We start from the raw sequence: 13,724 nt of genomic DNA, 5'->3' as shown, positions 1-13,724 counted from the left end.
TGACCGCCGTGATCAAGGCCCCGTGTTCATTGGGCTGAACTCAACAAAACGCCTGGCATGCATCTTGATAAACCTCCTTTCACCGCCTACGCCTGTACAAGGCGAGGCGGACACTCTGGAGAACGTGATGATCATCGGCAACAACCTTCACGTGGACGCCTTTTACGACGAGGCGACCTCGACCATCAGCTACCTGGTCATGGACCGTGAAACCCTTCAGTGCGCACTGATCGACAGCGTGCTGGACTACGATCCCAAGTCCGGACGCACCAGCACCGAGTCTGCGGATCGTCTGATCGAGCGCGTGGCTGAGCTGCACGCGAAGGTGCAATGGGTGCTGGAGACCCATGTGCACGCTGACCACCTCTCGGCAGCGGCCTACCTCAAGGCCCAGCTAGGTGGCCACACGGCTATCGGCGCGCACATTACCCAGGTCCAGAAAGTCTTCGGCACCTTGTTCAATGCCGAGCCTGGCTTCGCCCGGGATGGCAGTCAGTTCGATGTGCTCTTCGAAGATGAAGAGGGCTTCAGCATCGGCAACCTGCATGCCCGTGCATTACATACACCGGGGCATACGCCCGCATGTATCAGCTACATGGTGGTGGACGCTGGCGAGACGGCAGTATTCGTCGGCGATACGCTGTTCATGCCGGACTATGGTACCGCCCGCTGCGACTTCCCCGGTGCCGATGCGCGTACGCTGTACCGCTCGATCCGGCGGCTGTTGGCCTTCCCCGACCAGACTCAGCTGTTCATGTGTCACGACTACCTGCCAGGCGGGCGTGAGATGCAGTACGTCACCACGGTGGCCGAACAACGCGCCAGCAATATCCACATCCGCCATGGCATCGACGAGGACAGCTTCGTGGCCATGCGCGAAGCCCGCGACAAGACCCTCGACATGCCCGTGCTGATCCTCCCATCGGTGCAGGTGAACATGCGCAGCGGCCAGCTCCCGGAGCCTGAAGAAAACGGCGTGAGCTACCTGAAGATCCCGCTGAACAAGCTGTAACTGTCCTGCCCCATTACCAGAAACTCCAGGATTGACTGCCATGTCTGCCAATGCCGACCACCACAAGGTGGTCATCGTCGGTGCCGGTGCCGCCGGTATCGCCACTGCCTCCAGCCTGATCGCCCGCGACCCGTCACTGGACATCGCCCTGATCGACCCTGCCGACGTGCACTACTACCAGCCAGGCTGGACCATGGTTGGCGCCGGTGTGTTCAAGGCGCCGAGTACCGCCCGGACCATGGCCTCGACCATCCCGCGGGGTGTACGCTGGATAAAGGCGCGGGTGCAGGGGTTCGATCCCTTGGGCCAGCTGGTTGCCCTCGAAGGCGGCCGCGCCATCAGTTATGAACAGCTGGTGGTCTGCCCGGGCCTCAAACTCGATTGGGCCGCCATCGACGGGCTCAGTGAAACCCTCGGGCGAAACGGTGTCACCTCCAACTACCGCTACGACCTGGCGCCCTATACCTGGGAACTGGTGCAAAAGCTCAAGCAAGGGCGTGCCCTGTTCACACAGCCACCGATGCCGATCAAATGTGCTGGCGCGCCGCAAAAGGCGCTGTACCTGTCCTGTGACCACTGGCTGCGCAATGATCGGTTGGGCGAGGTCAAAGCCAGTTTCTTCAATGCCGGCGCCGTGCTGTTCGGCGTCCCCGATTACGTGCCGGCGTTGATGGCCTACATCGACAAGTACGGTGTTGACCTTAATTACAGCCACCGTCTGGTGGCCGTGGATGGGCCCAACCAACGTGCCACCTTCGTTCGCACACTGGCCGACGGTAGCAGTGAAACGCGCGTCGAGCCCTTCGACATGTTGCACGTGGTACCGCCACAAGTCGCGCCGGACTTCATCCGCCAGAGCCCTTTGGCCGATGCCGTCGGGTGGGTCGATGTCGATCCTCATACCCTGCGCCATCGCCTGTTCGGCAACGTCCACGCACTGGGTGATGTGGCCAGCACCAGCAATGCCAAGACCGCTGCAGCCGCCCGCAAGCAGGCACCGGTGGTGGCCAACAACGTACTGGTGGCGCTGGGCCGACTGCCGACCCTGGCCCGGTACGATGGCTATGGCTCCTGCCCGCTGACCGTCGAACGCGGCAAGATCGTCCTGGCCGAGTTCACCTATGGCGGCAAGGTCGCACCGAGCTTCTCGCGTTGGCTGCTCGATGGGCGCCAGCCGACACGCCTCGCCTGGCTGCTCAAGGCACGGGTTCTGCCGCCGCTGTATTGGCAGGGGATGCTCAAAGGCCGTGAGTGGCTGGCGCGTCCGCAACCGCTGGACGCCGAGGCCGCACAGTGATCGAACATCAACTGCTTGGCGCAGGCCTGGGTGCGATCATTGGTGCGGTGCTGGCGCTGACCGGCGCCGGTGGTGGCATCCTGGCGGTGCCGTTGCTGGTATTCGGGCTTGGCCTGTCGATGGTCGAAGCGGCGCCCATCGGTTTGCTTGCCGTGGGTCTTGCTGCGGCGGTGGGCGCAGTTCTGGGCTTGCGTGAAGGGCTGGTGCGCTATCGCGCGGCCCTGTTCATCGCCCTGATCGGCATCGCCGTGGCACCGTTCGGCCTGCTGCTGGCCCATCGCTTGCCCAATACACCATTGGCGCTGGTGTTCGCTGGCGTGCTGATCTATGCCTGCCTGCGCATCTGGCGCAAGGCCGCCAAAGCGCTGCGCGGCGAGGGCAGCGACGCCCATCGTTTCATCGAGCCCTGTGTGTTGAACCCGTTGCAGGGGCGTTTGCGCTGGACGTTACCTTGCGCACGTGCCTTGGCGTTGACCGGGGCAATGTCCGGCTTGCTCTCCGGCCTGCTGGGCGTGGGCGGCGGCTTTGTGATCATCCCTGCCTTGAACCGCTACACCAACCTGCGCATGAAGAGCATCGTCTCGACATCCCTGGCCGTCATCGCGCTGGTATCCGCAGGTAGCGTGGTCAGCGCCAGCCTGGCCGGTGTGATGCACTGGCGGATCGGCGCACCGTTCGCCATTGGTGCGGTGATCGGCCTGCTGCTGGCCAGGCCATTGGCCACCCGGATCGCCGGCCCACGCCTGCAGCAGCTGTTTGCCGTGGCCGGTTGGTTGGCGGCGCTGTTGCTGGCCGGCAAGGCGCTATTGGGCTAGCAGCTCATCCTGCTCCGCCGCGCACAGCGCCAGCAGGTAGTCCCACACCACCCGCAGGCGCACCGACTTGTGCAATTCACGGCGCGTACAGATCCAGTAGCTGCGCTGGATCGTCTCGCTGGGCAGTACGCGCACCAGTGTCGGGTCGTGGCGGGCCATGTAGTTGGGCAGCACCGCAATGCCCAGCCCTGCGCGAGCAGCGGTTTGTTGGGCGATCACACTGGTGCTGCGAAATGCGACATTCGGTGCGCGGCAGAAGCTGTTGAGAAACAGCAGCTCCTGGCTGAACAGCAGATCGTCGACGTAGCCGATCCAGCTGTGCCGGGCCAGGTCCTCGCGGTTTCGCAGGGGGGGCGCCCGGTCCAGGTAGCTTTGACTGGCGTACAGCGCCAGGCGGTAGTCGGTGAGCTTGCGGGTAATCAGCAGGTCGGCGTTGGGCCGCTCCAGGTGAATGCTGATTTCGGCCTCGCGGTTGAGGATGCTGACGAAGCGCGGTACTGCCACCAGTTCCACTTCCAGCCCCGGGTAGCGGGCGAACAGCTCGTTCATGCGCGGGGTGAAGAACATGATGCCGATGCCCTCGGTGACCCCCAGGCGAATCTTGCCAAGCGGCGTGATGGCCTGGGTGATTTCTTCCTGCGCCAGCAGGGCCACGTTCTCCATGGCTTCGGCGTGCTTGAGCAAGGCTTGGCCCGACGGGGTCAGTTCATAACCCTGGGCATGCTGCACGAACAGTGGCGTGCCCAGGCTCTTCTCGATGCTTTCGATATGCCGGGCGACGGTGCTGTGGGTGGTATTGAGGCGCTTGGCCGCGCTGAGCAGGCGGCCACTGCGCTGCAACTCGAGGAAAAACCGCAGATCGTTCCAGTCGAACATGCTGATCCTTAGGGCTGTGCTAAAACGCACAACGGCTGCGTGAAATCTCGTGTTTCCTTGCCGAAATTACTCACTAAGATGGATCGGGACAAGAATAATAATCAGGCGCGAGGTTGCACATGCCATCAGCCGATTCTGTCTTCGACTACGTGGTCGTAGGTGCCGGTCCCGCCGGCTGCCTGCTGGCCAATCGGCTGTCCGCCGACCCGTCCAGCCGCGTCCTGCTGCTTGAGGCCGGTGAACGCGACAACTATCCCTGGATTCACGTCCCTGTCGGTTACCTGTACTGCATCGGCAATCCCCGCACCGACTGGTGCTTCAAGACGGAAGCACAGCCCGGTCTGGGCGGTCGCGCGCTGGGGTATCCACGCGGCAAGGTACTCGGTGGCTGTTCCTCGATCAACGGCATGATCTACATGCGCGGCCAAGCCGCCGACTATGACCATTGGGCTGCGCAAGGTAACGAAGGTTGGGCATGGAAGGATGTGCTACCGCTGTTCAAAGCCAGCGAGAACCACTTCGCCGGCGCCAGCGAGCATCATGGCGCGGCCGGGGAGTGGCGGGTCGAACGTCAGCGTTACAGCTGGCCGATCCTCGATGCCTTCCGCGACGCCGCCGAGCAGAGTGGTATCGGCAAGGTCGACGACTTCAACACCGGCGACAACCAGGGCTGTGGATACTTTCAGGTCAACCAGCGCAGCGGTGTGCGCTGGAACGCGTCCAAGGCCTTTTTAAGGCCGATCAATGGCCGGCCCAATCTCACCGTACTGACTGGCGTGCAGGTCGACCAGGTGTTGTTGAACAACACCCGTGCCCGCGCGGTCAAGGCTCTGTGGCAGGGAGCCTGGCATGAGTTTGCTGCGCGCCGCGAGATCATCCTCTGTGCTGGCGCCGTGGGCTCGCCGGGCATTCTCCAGCGTTCGGGCATCGGCCCGCGCAAGTTGCTCGAAAGCCTGGGCATCGGTGTACGCCACGACATGCCAGGGGTTGGCGGTAACCTGCAGGATCACCTGCAACTGCGGCTGATCTACCAGATTCGCAACACCCGCACCCTCAACCAGATGGCCAACAGCCTGTGGGGCAAGCTGGGCATGGGCCTGCGCTATCTCTACGATCGCAGCGGCCCGCTGGCCATGGCGCCTAGCCAGTTGGGTGCATTCGTACGTTCGACCCCGGAGCAGGCCACACCCAACCTGCAGTTCCACGTGCAGCCGCTGTCACTGGAGCGTTTCGGCGAGCCACTGCATCAGTTTCCGGCCTTTACCGCATCGGTTTGCAACCTGCGCCCGGCCAGCCGTGGGCGTATCGATATCCGCAGCGCGGACATGAACAGCACGCCGCTGATCGATCCTCATTACTTGAGCGACCCGCGGGACCTGAGCGTCGCAGCCGACGCCATCCGCCTGACCCGGCGCATTGTCCAGGCCCCTGCCCTCGCAGCGTTCGATCCCAGGGAATATCTGCCAGGTCCGTCCCTGCAAACCGACGAAGAACTGTGCGACGCAGCCGGCAAGATCGGCACCACCATCTTCCATCCGGTCGGCACCTGCCGCATGGGCAACGGCGAGATGGACGTTGTGGATAACCAACTGCGTGTGCACGGCATTCCGGGGCTGCGTGTGGCCGATGCTTCGATCATGCCGCAGATCACCTCTGGCAATACCTGTACCCCTACCCTGATGATCGCCGAGAAGGCGGCACAACTTATCCTCAAAGGAGCTGCGACCCAGACGTTTCTGAACGAAGACGTGCTACCGACGCCCTGACCCGGGTGGATGCAACACCGGCAGCCAGCGGTCACAGGCTGCCGACAGTGGAACAACAAGAATAATCACTGTGGCCTGCGGGCCGAGGACAGCAACGATGTCGGATTACATCCAAGAGCAGGGTGCAACGGCGGGCGCCTCCAGCCGTCGTGAAGAACGCAAGATCATTTTCGCGTCATCCCTCGGGACGGTGTTCGAGTGGTATGACTTTTTTCTCTACGGGGCGCTGGCCGCCGTCATCAGCAAGCAGTTCTTTGCCGGAGTGAACGACACCACCGCCTTCATCTTCGCCCTGATGGCCTTTGCCGCCGGCTTCCTGGTAAGGCCCTTCGGCGCGTTGGTGTTCGGCCGCCTGGGCGACATGATCGGACGCAAGTACACCTTCCTGGTGACCATCGTGCTGATGGGCTTGTCGACGTTCGCTGTCGGCCTGCTACCCACTTACGCCAGCATTGGTATCGCGGCACCGATCATCCTGGTGATCCTGCGCATGCTCCAGGGGCTGGCGCTGGGGGGTGAGTATGGCGGCGCCGCCACCTATGTGGCCGAGCACGCACCACCGGGCAAGCGTGGCTTCCATACCGGTTTCATCCAGTCCACCGCGACCCTGGGCCTGCTGCTGTCATTGCTGGTGGTGCTGGGCAGCCGCTACATCAGCGGTGACCAGTTCGAAACCTGGGGCTGGCGCCTGCCATTCCTGCTGTCGATCTTCCTGCTGGCGATCTCCACCTGGATCCGCATGAGCATGCACGAGTCGCCGGCCTTCGTGAAAATGAAGGCCCAGGGCAAGGTCAGCAAGTCACCGATCCGCGAGTCGTTCACCTCCTGGCCGAACCTGAAAGTTGTGCTGACTGCGCTGTTCAGCATCAACGCCGGGCAAGCCGTGACCTTCTATACAGCACAGTTCTATGTGCTGTTCTTCATGACCCAGATGCTCAAGATGGACCCGGCCCAGGCCAATACCCTGCTGATCATCAGCGTGGTAATCGGTGCGCCGTTCTTCGTGTTCTTCGGTTGGCTGTCCGATCGTATCGGGCGCAAACCGATCCTCATGCTCGGCCTGCTGCTGGCCACCGTGCTGTACTTCCCGATGTTCAAGGCGCTGAGCCACTACGCCAACCCGCAGATCGATGCAGCCAGCCGTCAGGCGCCGATCGTGGTCACTGCTGATCCGCAAGGCTGTACCTTCCAGTTCGACCCGGTTGGCAAGGCGCGTTTTGACAGCCCGTGCGACAAGGTCAAGACGTTCCTGGTCAAACAAGGCCTGCCGTACAGCTCAGTGAGCGTGGCTGGCAGCGATGTTGTGGTGAACATTGGTGACAAGACCATCAACGGCTTTGACGAAACGGCCATGCGCACTGCGATCGAGCAGGCGGGCTACCCGGCCAAGGCTGACCCCGGGCAGGTCAACCAGGTGATGGTCGTGGTGCTGATCGTCGCGATGATCCTGATTGCAACCATGACCTATGGGCCGCTGGCGGCAGTGATGGTCGAGCTGTTCCCGACCCGCATCCGCTACACCTCGATGTCCCTGCCCTACCACATCGGCAACGGCTGGTTCGGTGGCTTCCTGCCGACCGTGTCGTTCGCGCTGGTGGTGTATACCGGGGATATCTTCTATGGCCTGTGGTACCCGGTGCTGGTTACCGGCATCAGCCTGGTGGTGGGGATCTTCTGCCTCAAGGAAACCAAAGACGTGGATATCGACAAGGTCTGACGTTTTTGTGAGAGCGGCCTTGTGTCGCGAAGGGCCGCAAAGCGGCCCCGGCAATTTCTGCATTACCGCTGAAATCCTGGGGCCGCTGCGCGGCCCTTTCGCGACACAAGGCCGCTCCCACAGGATCTCCAAGCGTCTGCAAAGCCCATAAAAAAACCGGCTGTAAAAGCCGGTTTTCTTATGCTCCAAAAAAACTTATGCACGTTTTTCAGAAAAATGTCATATCGGGAAATAAACAGCTAATTCATATACTTAGCGTCGATTTCTGGCACTTCAAGAAAAAACTGTTCACAAGTTATCCACAGATGGTCAGGCGATCTGCTCCTGCGGTTTTTCATCCACTGGCGGCAGAGACCCCATTGCCCGCTGAGTCGCTTCGTTCCACGCTGCAGCACGGTCATTGAGCTCGGCAATGGCCCGTGGCCCGGTACCCTCTGCGTACATCGGCTTGCCGATCACCACCTCGATGGTGCCCGAACGTTTGCCCCAGCCAGTCTTGGGCCAGAACTTGCCTGCGTTGTGTGCAATCGGCAGCACCGGCAGCCCGGCATTTACTGCCAGCGCCGTACCGCCTCGGGAGAATTTGCCCACAGTACCGAACGGCACACGTGTACCTTCCGGGAAAATCAGTACCCAGGTTTTCTGCTTGAGCAGCTCGTCACCTTTACTGGCCACCTGGCGCAGTGCTTCCTTGGGGTTGTCGCGGTTGATCGCGATAGGCCGCAGCATGGCCATGGCCCAACCAAAGAACGGCACATACAGCAGTTCGCGCTTGAGCACCTGGCTCAGCGGCGAGAAATACTGGGACAGGAAGAATGTTTCCCAAGTGCTCTGGTGGTTGGCGAGGATTACGCAAGGTTCAGCCGGCACATTTTCGGCACCCGTGACCTTGTAGTCGATGCCCAGAATGGTGCGCGCCAGGAACAGTGCGCAACGGCACCAGTACACGTTGATGAACCTGTAGCGCTTGGGGAACGACAAGAACGGGGCGACGAAGAAGCTCAGCGAGCACCACAGCAGCGAACTGGTGCCCAGCAGCAGGTAAAAAAGAAAGATTCTGATCGCCTGCAGGATCGACATAGTGGCAAGTACCGTTGCGGGGCGTGCCCGCCTGGGAAAATGCGCCCCAAGGAGGGCGCATTGTCGTTTAAATAATTTCTCTGGCGATAGCTGCCAGATCGTCGAAAATCAGTGTAGTTTCAGGGACGCCTTTTTCCAGGGTCCGCTCGCCCTTGCCGGTTTTGACCAACACGGGTTGTGCACCGACGGCCAGGGCGGCCTCCAGGTCACCTTTGCTGTCGCCAACGAACCAGACGCCTTCAAGGCCTACCTGGTAATGCTCGGCGATTGCCCGCAGCATGCCAGGCTTGGGCTTGCGGCAATCGCAGCCTTCGTCCGGCCCGTGCGGGCAATACACGATATGGCCGACTTCGCCGCCCTGCCCGGCCACCAGCTCGCGCAAGCGCGCGTGCATGGCTTCGAGGGTTGCCAGCGAGTAATAGCCACGGGCGATGCCAGACTGGTTGGTGGCCACGGCCACCGTCCAGCCCGCCTTGCTCAACTGCGCGATGGCCTCGACCGAGCCAGGGATCGGGATCCACTCTTCCAGCGTCTTGATGTAGGCGTCGGAGTCGTAGTTGATCACCCCGTCACGATCGAGTATCAGCAGTTTCAAGGCTTACCCCAGCAGCGAAATATCGGCCACGCCCAGGAACAGGCCGCGCAGGCGGCTGAGCAGGGCATAACGGTTGGCACGGACCTTGGCATCTTCGGCGTTGACCATCACCGCCTCGAAGAAGGCGTCGACCGGGTCACGCAGGGCCGCCAGGCGGGCCAGCGATTCGCTGTACTGGCGAGCAGCTGCCATCGGTTGCACGGCCTGGTCGGCCTGCTGGATGGCCGAGTACAGGGAGAACTCGTTGGCGTTGTCGAAGTACTTCGGCTCGACCTGTTCGGCAATGGCGCCTTCGGCCTTGCTCAGCAGGTTCGACACACGCTTGTTCACCGCGGCCAGGGCCTCGGCTTCGGGCAGCTTGCGGAAGGCCTGCACGGCTTGTACGCGCTGGTCGAAGTCGAGGGCAGAAGCCGGCTTCAGGGCACGTACCGACAGGTAGGTGGCAACGTCGATGCCTTCGTCTTCGTAACGCGCGCGCAGGCGGTCGAAGACGAACTCCAGCACCTGTTCGGCCAGGCCAGCGGCCTTGACCTTGGCGCCGAACTGCTTGACCGCGAAGTCGACTGCGGCGCTCAGGTCCAGGTCCAGCTGCTTTTCGATCAGGATGCGCAGCACGCCCAGGGCGGCACGGCGCAGGGCATATGGGTCCTTGCTGCCGGTGGGCAGCATACCGATGCCGAAGATGCCGACCAGGGTGTCGAGCTTGTCGGCGATGGCCACGGCCGCACCGGTGAGGGTCTGCGGCAGCTCGGCGCCAGCACCGCGCGGCATGTACTGCTCGTTCAGGGCCAGGGCGACGTCTTGCGGTTCACCGTCGTTGAGCGCGTAGTAGTAGCCGGCAACGCCCTGCATTTCAGGGAACTCGCCGACCATCTCGGTGGCCAGGTCGCACTTCGACAGCAGGCCGGCACGACCGGCGCGCTGGGCGTCGCCGCCGATGAGCGGGGCGATGAATGCAGCCAACCTGGAAACGCGCTCGGCCTTGTCGTAGACAGTGCCCAGCTGAGCCTGGAACACCACGTTCTTCAGGCGCTCGTTGAAGGTTTCCAGTGGCTGCTTCTTGTCCTGCTTGAAGAAGAACTCGGCGTCGGTCAGGCGCGGGCGCACGACCTTCTCGTTACCCTGCACGATCTGCATCGGGTCACGGCTTTCGACGTTGGCCACGGTGATGAAGCGCGGCAGCAGCTTGCCTTCGCTGTCCAGCAGGCAGAAGTACTTCTGGTTGTCCTGCATGGTGGTGATCAGGGCTTCCTGCGGCACCTCGAGGAAACGCTCTTCGAACGAGCACACCAGCGGCACTGGCCATTCGACCAGGGCAGTCACTTCGTCCAGCAGCGCCGGCGGCACGATGGCGCTGCCTTCCTGCTGCATGGCCAGTTCGGCGGTGCGCTTGCCGATCAGTTCGCGACGCTCGGCGAAGTCGGCCAGCACGTAGGCCTTGCGCAGGTCCTCGACGTAGTTGGCCGGGGTGGTGATGACCACGTTCTCCGGGTGGTGGAACCGGTGGCCACGGGATTCACGGCCGGCCTTCTGCGACAGGATGGTGCAGTCGACCACCTGATCGCCCAGCAGCATCACCAGCCACTGGGTCGGGCGCACGAACTCTTCGCGGCTGGCGGCCCAGCGCATGCGCTTGGGGATAGGCAGATCGTTGAGCGAATCCTCGACGATGGTCGGCAGCAGGCTGTCGGTGGCCTTGCCCGGGATGTGCTGGGAGAAGCGCAGCTTGGCGCCGCTCTGGTCAATTTCGGCCAGCTCCACGCCGCACTTCTTGGCGAAGCCCAAGGCAGCCTGGGTCGGCTCGCCGTCTTTGAAAGCCGCCTGCATGGGCGGGCCGTCGATGTTGATGCTGCGGTCAGGCTGCTGCACGTCCAGCTGGCGGATCAGCACGGCCAGGCGACGCGGCGCAGCATAGACCTGCTTGCCGGTGTAGTTCAGGCCAGCGGCCTGCAGGCCCTTCTCGATGCCGGCCAGGAAGGCGTCGCCGAGGCTTGCCAGGGCTTTGGGTGGCAGCTCTTCGGTGCCCAGTTCTACCAGGAAATCTTGAGCACTCATTGTGCAGCCTCCAGCTTCGCCAACACTTCGTCACGCAGTTCAGGGGTAGCCATCGGGAAGCCCAGGCGTGCGCGGGCTTGCAGATAGCTTTGCGCCACGTCCCGGGCCAGGGTACGAACGCGCAGGATGTAACGCTGGCGCTCGGTTACCGAGATGGCGCGGCGGGCGTCCAGCAAGTTGAAGGTGTGCGAGGCCTTCAGGACCATTTCATAGGTCGGCAGCGGCAGCTCCAGCTTGATCAGGCGGTTGGCTTCGCTTTCGTAGAAATCGAACAGTTCGAACAGTTTCTCGACGTTGGCGTGTTCGAAGTTGTACGTCGACTGCTCCACCTCGTTCTGGTGGAACACGTCGCCGTAAGTGACCTTGCCGAACGGGCCGTCGGCCCACACCAGGTCGTACACCGAGTCGACGCCCTGGATGTACATGGCCAGGCGCTCGAGGCCGTAGGTGATTTCACCAGTGACCGGGTAGCACTCGATACCACCGACCTGCTGGAAGTAGGTGAACTGGGTGACTTCCATGCCGTTCAGCCAGATTTCCCAGCCCAGGCCCCAGGCGCCCAGGGTCGGCGACTCCCAGTTGTCTTCGACGAAGCGGATGTCGTGGACCAGCGGGTCCAGGCCGATGGCTTTCAGCGAGCCGAGGTACAGCTCCTGGAAGTTGGCCGGGTTCGGCTTCAGGACCACCTGGAACTGGTAGTAGTGCTGCAGGCGGTTGGGGTTTTCGCCATACCGCCCGTCGGCAGGGCGACGGCTAGGCTGCACATAGGCGGCGTTCCAGGTTTCTGGACCCACGGCGCGCAGGAATGTAGCGGTGTGGAAAGTGCCGGCGCCTACTTCCATATCGTAGGGCTGAAGCACCACACAACCTTGAGCTGCCCAGTAGTTTTGCAGGGCGAGGATCAGGTCTTGGAAGGTACGCACGGCTGGCGTAGGCTGGCTCACGAAATTCACCTGTATCTGGGGATGCGGATGTAAAGAGCGGGAGTATAACCTGATTCGCCTCGCCCTCTACTCATTGGAGCCTTATGCCACGCTGCTTTTGGTGTACCGACGATCCGTTGTACCAGGCCTACCATGACCAGGAATGGGGAACGCCACAGCGCGACCCGGCGTTGCTGTTCGAGATGCTTTTGCTCGAAGGGTTCCAGGCGGGGCTGTCGTGGATCACCGTTTTGCGCAAACGCGAGCGTTACCGTGAGGTGATGCACGGCTTCGACCCGGTGAAACTGGCGGCCATGAGCGACGAACGCATTGAGGAGCTGATGCTGGACGCCGGCATCATCCGCAACCGCCTCAAGCTCAAGGCTGCCCGGCGCAACGCCCAGGCCTGGCTGGCTGTGGATAACCCAGCCGAGTGGCTTTGGTCGTTCGTTGGCGGCGAGCCGAAAATCAATCACTTCCAGGGCCGTGGTGATGTGCCGGCGGTCACCGATGAAGCCAAGGCCATGAGCAAAGCGCTGCAGAAAGCCGGCTTCACCTTCGTCGGCCCGACCATCTGCTACGCCTTCATGCAGGCCACCGGCATGGTCATGGACCACACCACCGATTGCGATCGCTACGCCGCCTTGTTGCGCTGAGGGGTTACAATGCGCGCCTTGCTGAAATAAGGAATTGCCTGTGGAAAAGTTCAAGGGCGCCCTGATGGTCGGGGTGCTGCGACTGTTTGCCAAGCTGCCCTGGGGCGCTGTGCAGCGCGTGGGTGCCGGCATCGGCTGGCTGATGTGGAAAGTGCCCAACGGCTCGCGCAATGTCGTGCGCATCAACCTGGCCAAATGCTTCCCGGAAATGGACCCGGTCGAACGTGAGCAACTGGTCGGCCGTGCACTGAAGGATATCGGCAAATCGTTCGTCGAAAGTGCCTGTGCCTGGATCTGGCCGCCCCAGCGTTCGCTGGACCTGGTCAAGGAAGTGCACGGCCTGGAAGTGCTGGAGCAGGCCCTGGCCTCGGGCAAGGGCGTGGTCGGCATCACCAGCCATTTGGGCAACTGGGAAGTGCTCAACCACTTCTATTGCAACCAGTGCAAACCGATCATCTTCTACCGCCCGCCAAAGCTCAAGGCGGTGGATGACCTGCTGCGTGAGCAGCGGGTGCAGATGGGCAACCGCGTGGCCCCTTCGACCAAGGAAGGCATCCTCAGTGTGATCAAGGAAGTGCGTCGCGGCGGGCAGGTGGGTATCCCTGCCGACCCGGAGCCGGCCGAGTCGGCGGGTGTGTTCGTGCCGTTCCTCGGCACCCAGGCGCTGACCAGCAAGTTCGTGCCGAACATGCTGGCCGGTGGCAAGGCGGTGGGGGTGTTCCTGCACGCGCTGCGGCTGCCGGACGGGTCGGGCTTCAGAGTGATTCTGGAAGCGGCGCCGGAAGCGATGTACAGCACCGATGTGACGGAGTCGGCGGCGGCCATGAGCAAGGTGGTCGAGCGTTATGTGCGCGAGTACCCGAGCCAGTACATGTGGAGCATGAAGCGCTTCAAGAAGCGCCCGGCTGGAGAGCCGCGCTGGTATTGAGATT

General features: G+C 62.4%; 12 protein-coding genes. 7 read left to right on the top strand and 5 right to left on the bottom strand.

Annotated features, from left to right (window positions below; translation table 11 throughout):
- The first annotated feature begins 127 nt into the window (after window positions 1-127).
- From ACIPW4_RS00565 to ACIPW4_RS00555, 3 genes are read left to right on the top strand one after another with little or no spacing between them, the layout of a single operon-like run.
- Window positions 128-1,012: an MBL fold metallo-hydrolase gene (locus ACIPW4_RS00565; protein WP_400653967.1), complete on the top strand. Its 885-nt coding sequence runs from the start codon at window positions 128-130 to the stop codon at window positions 1,010-1,012.
- 40 nt (window positions 1,013-1,052) lie between these two features.
- Window positions 1,053-2,309 carry an FAD/NAD(P)-binding oxidoreductase gene (locus ACIPW4_RS00560; RefSeq protein ID WP_400653965.1) on the top strand — a complete coding sequence of 419 codons (1,257 nt, stop codon included), beginning with the start codon at window positions 1,053-1,055 and terminating at the stop codon, window positions 2,307-2,309.
- A complete protein-coding gene (locus ACIPW4_RS00555) occupies window positions 2,306-3,124 on the top strand; it encodes a sulfite exporter TauE/SafE family protein (RefSeq protein WP_400653963.1) in 819 nt (272 codons plus the stop codon). Before ACIPW4_RS00560 ends, ACIPW4_RS00555 begins: the two co-directional genes overlap by 4 nt.
- Here the strand turns inward: ACIPW4_RS00555 and ACIPW4_RS00550 are convergent.
- On the bottom strand, window positions 3,113-4,000 hold the full coding sequence (locus ACIPW4_RS00550) for a LysR family transcriptional regulator (protein WP_400653961.1): 888 nt from the start codon (window positions 3,998-4,000) through the stop codon (window positions 3,113-3,115). The two genes, ACIPW4_RS00555 and ACIPW4_RS00550, sit on opposite strands and share 12 nt — an antisense overlap.
- A 119-nt stretch (window positions 4,001-4,119) precedes the next feature.
- Between ACIPW4_RS00550 and ACIPW4_RS00545 the strand changes: the two genes are divergently transcribed.
- Window positions 4,120-5,766 (top strand): GMC family oxidoreductase, encoded by a 1,647-nt coding sequence (locus ACIPW4_RS00545; RefSeq protein WP_400653959.1) that lies wholly within the window; start codon window positions 4,120-4,122, stop codon window positions 5,764-5,766.
- A 97-nt stretch (window positions 5,767-5,863) separates the two neighbouring features.
- Window positions 5,864-7,483, top strand: coding sequence for an MFS transporter (locus ACIPW4_RS00540; protein ID WP_400653957.1), 1,620 nt, complete (start codon window positions 5,864-5,866; stop codon window positions 7,481-7,483).
- A gap of 309 nt (window positions 7,484-7,792) precedes the next feature.
- Here ACIPW4_RS00540 and ACIPW4_RS00535 read toward each other — a convergent pair whose 3' ends face one another.
- The 4 genes from ACIPW4_RS00535 to glyQ form a co-directional block, all read right to left on the bottom strand.
- On the bottom strand, window positions 7,793-8,563 hold the full coding sequence (locus ACIPW4_RS00535) for a lysophospholipid acyltransferase family protein (RefSeq protein WP_400653955.1): 771 nt from the start codon (window positions 8,561-8,563) through the stop codon (window positions 7,793-7,795).
- 67 nt (window positions 8,564-8,630) lie between these two features.
- Window positions 8,631-9,158, bottom strand: a complete 528-nt coding sequence (gmhB, locus tag ACIPW4_RS00530; protein WP_400653953.1) for a D-glycero-beta-D-manno-heptose 1,7-bisphosphate 7-phosphatase — start codon at window positions 9,156-9,158, stop codon at window positions 8,631-8,633.
- Between the two features lie 3 nt (window positions 9,159-9,161).
- Entirely contained in the window at window positions 9,162-11,213 is a 2,052-nt protein-coding gene (glyS, locus tag ACIPW4_RS00525; RefSeq protein WP_400653951.1) for a glycine--tRNA ligase subunit beta, read from the bottom strand.
- The gene (gene glyQ / locus ACIPW4_RS00520) at window positions 11,210-12,157 is read right to left on the bottom strand and encodes a glycine--tRNA ligase subunit alpha (protein WP_027592054.1); all 948 of its coding nucleotides are present in this window, start codon (window positions 12,155-12,157) and stop codon (window positions 11,210-11,212) included. The genes glyS and glyQ overlap by 4 nt, the downstream gene beginning before the upstream one ends.
- A gap of 83 nt (window positions 12,158-12,240) precedes the next feature.
- On the opposite strand from glyQ, the gene ACIPW4_RS00515 reads away from it, so the two are divergent.
- Window positions 12,241-12,792, top strand: a complete 552-nt coding sequence (locus ACIPW4_RS00515; RefSeq protein ID WP_110638920.1) for a DNA-3-methyladenine glycosylase I — start codon at window positions 12,241-12,243, stop codon at window positions 12,790-12,792.
- Window positions 12,793-12,832: 40 nt separating this feature from the next.
- On the top strand, window positions 12,833-13,720 hold the full coding sequence (locus ACIPW4_RS00510) for a lysophospholipid acyltransferase (protein WP_400653948.1): 888 nt from the start codon (window positions 12,833-12,835) through the stop codon (window positions 13,718-13,720).
- Window positions 13,721-13,724: the final 4 nt, after the last annotated feature.

This window comes from Pseudomonas sp. NPDC089996 (assembly GCF_044748405.1).
Classification (GTDB): Bacteria; Pseudomonadota; Gammaproteobacteria; order Pseudomonadales; family Pseudomonadaceae; genus Aquipseudomonas.
Note: the sequence above shows the minus strand (reverse complement) of the source record. Positions and strands in the feature narration are given on the sequence as shown.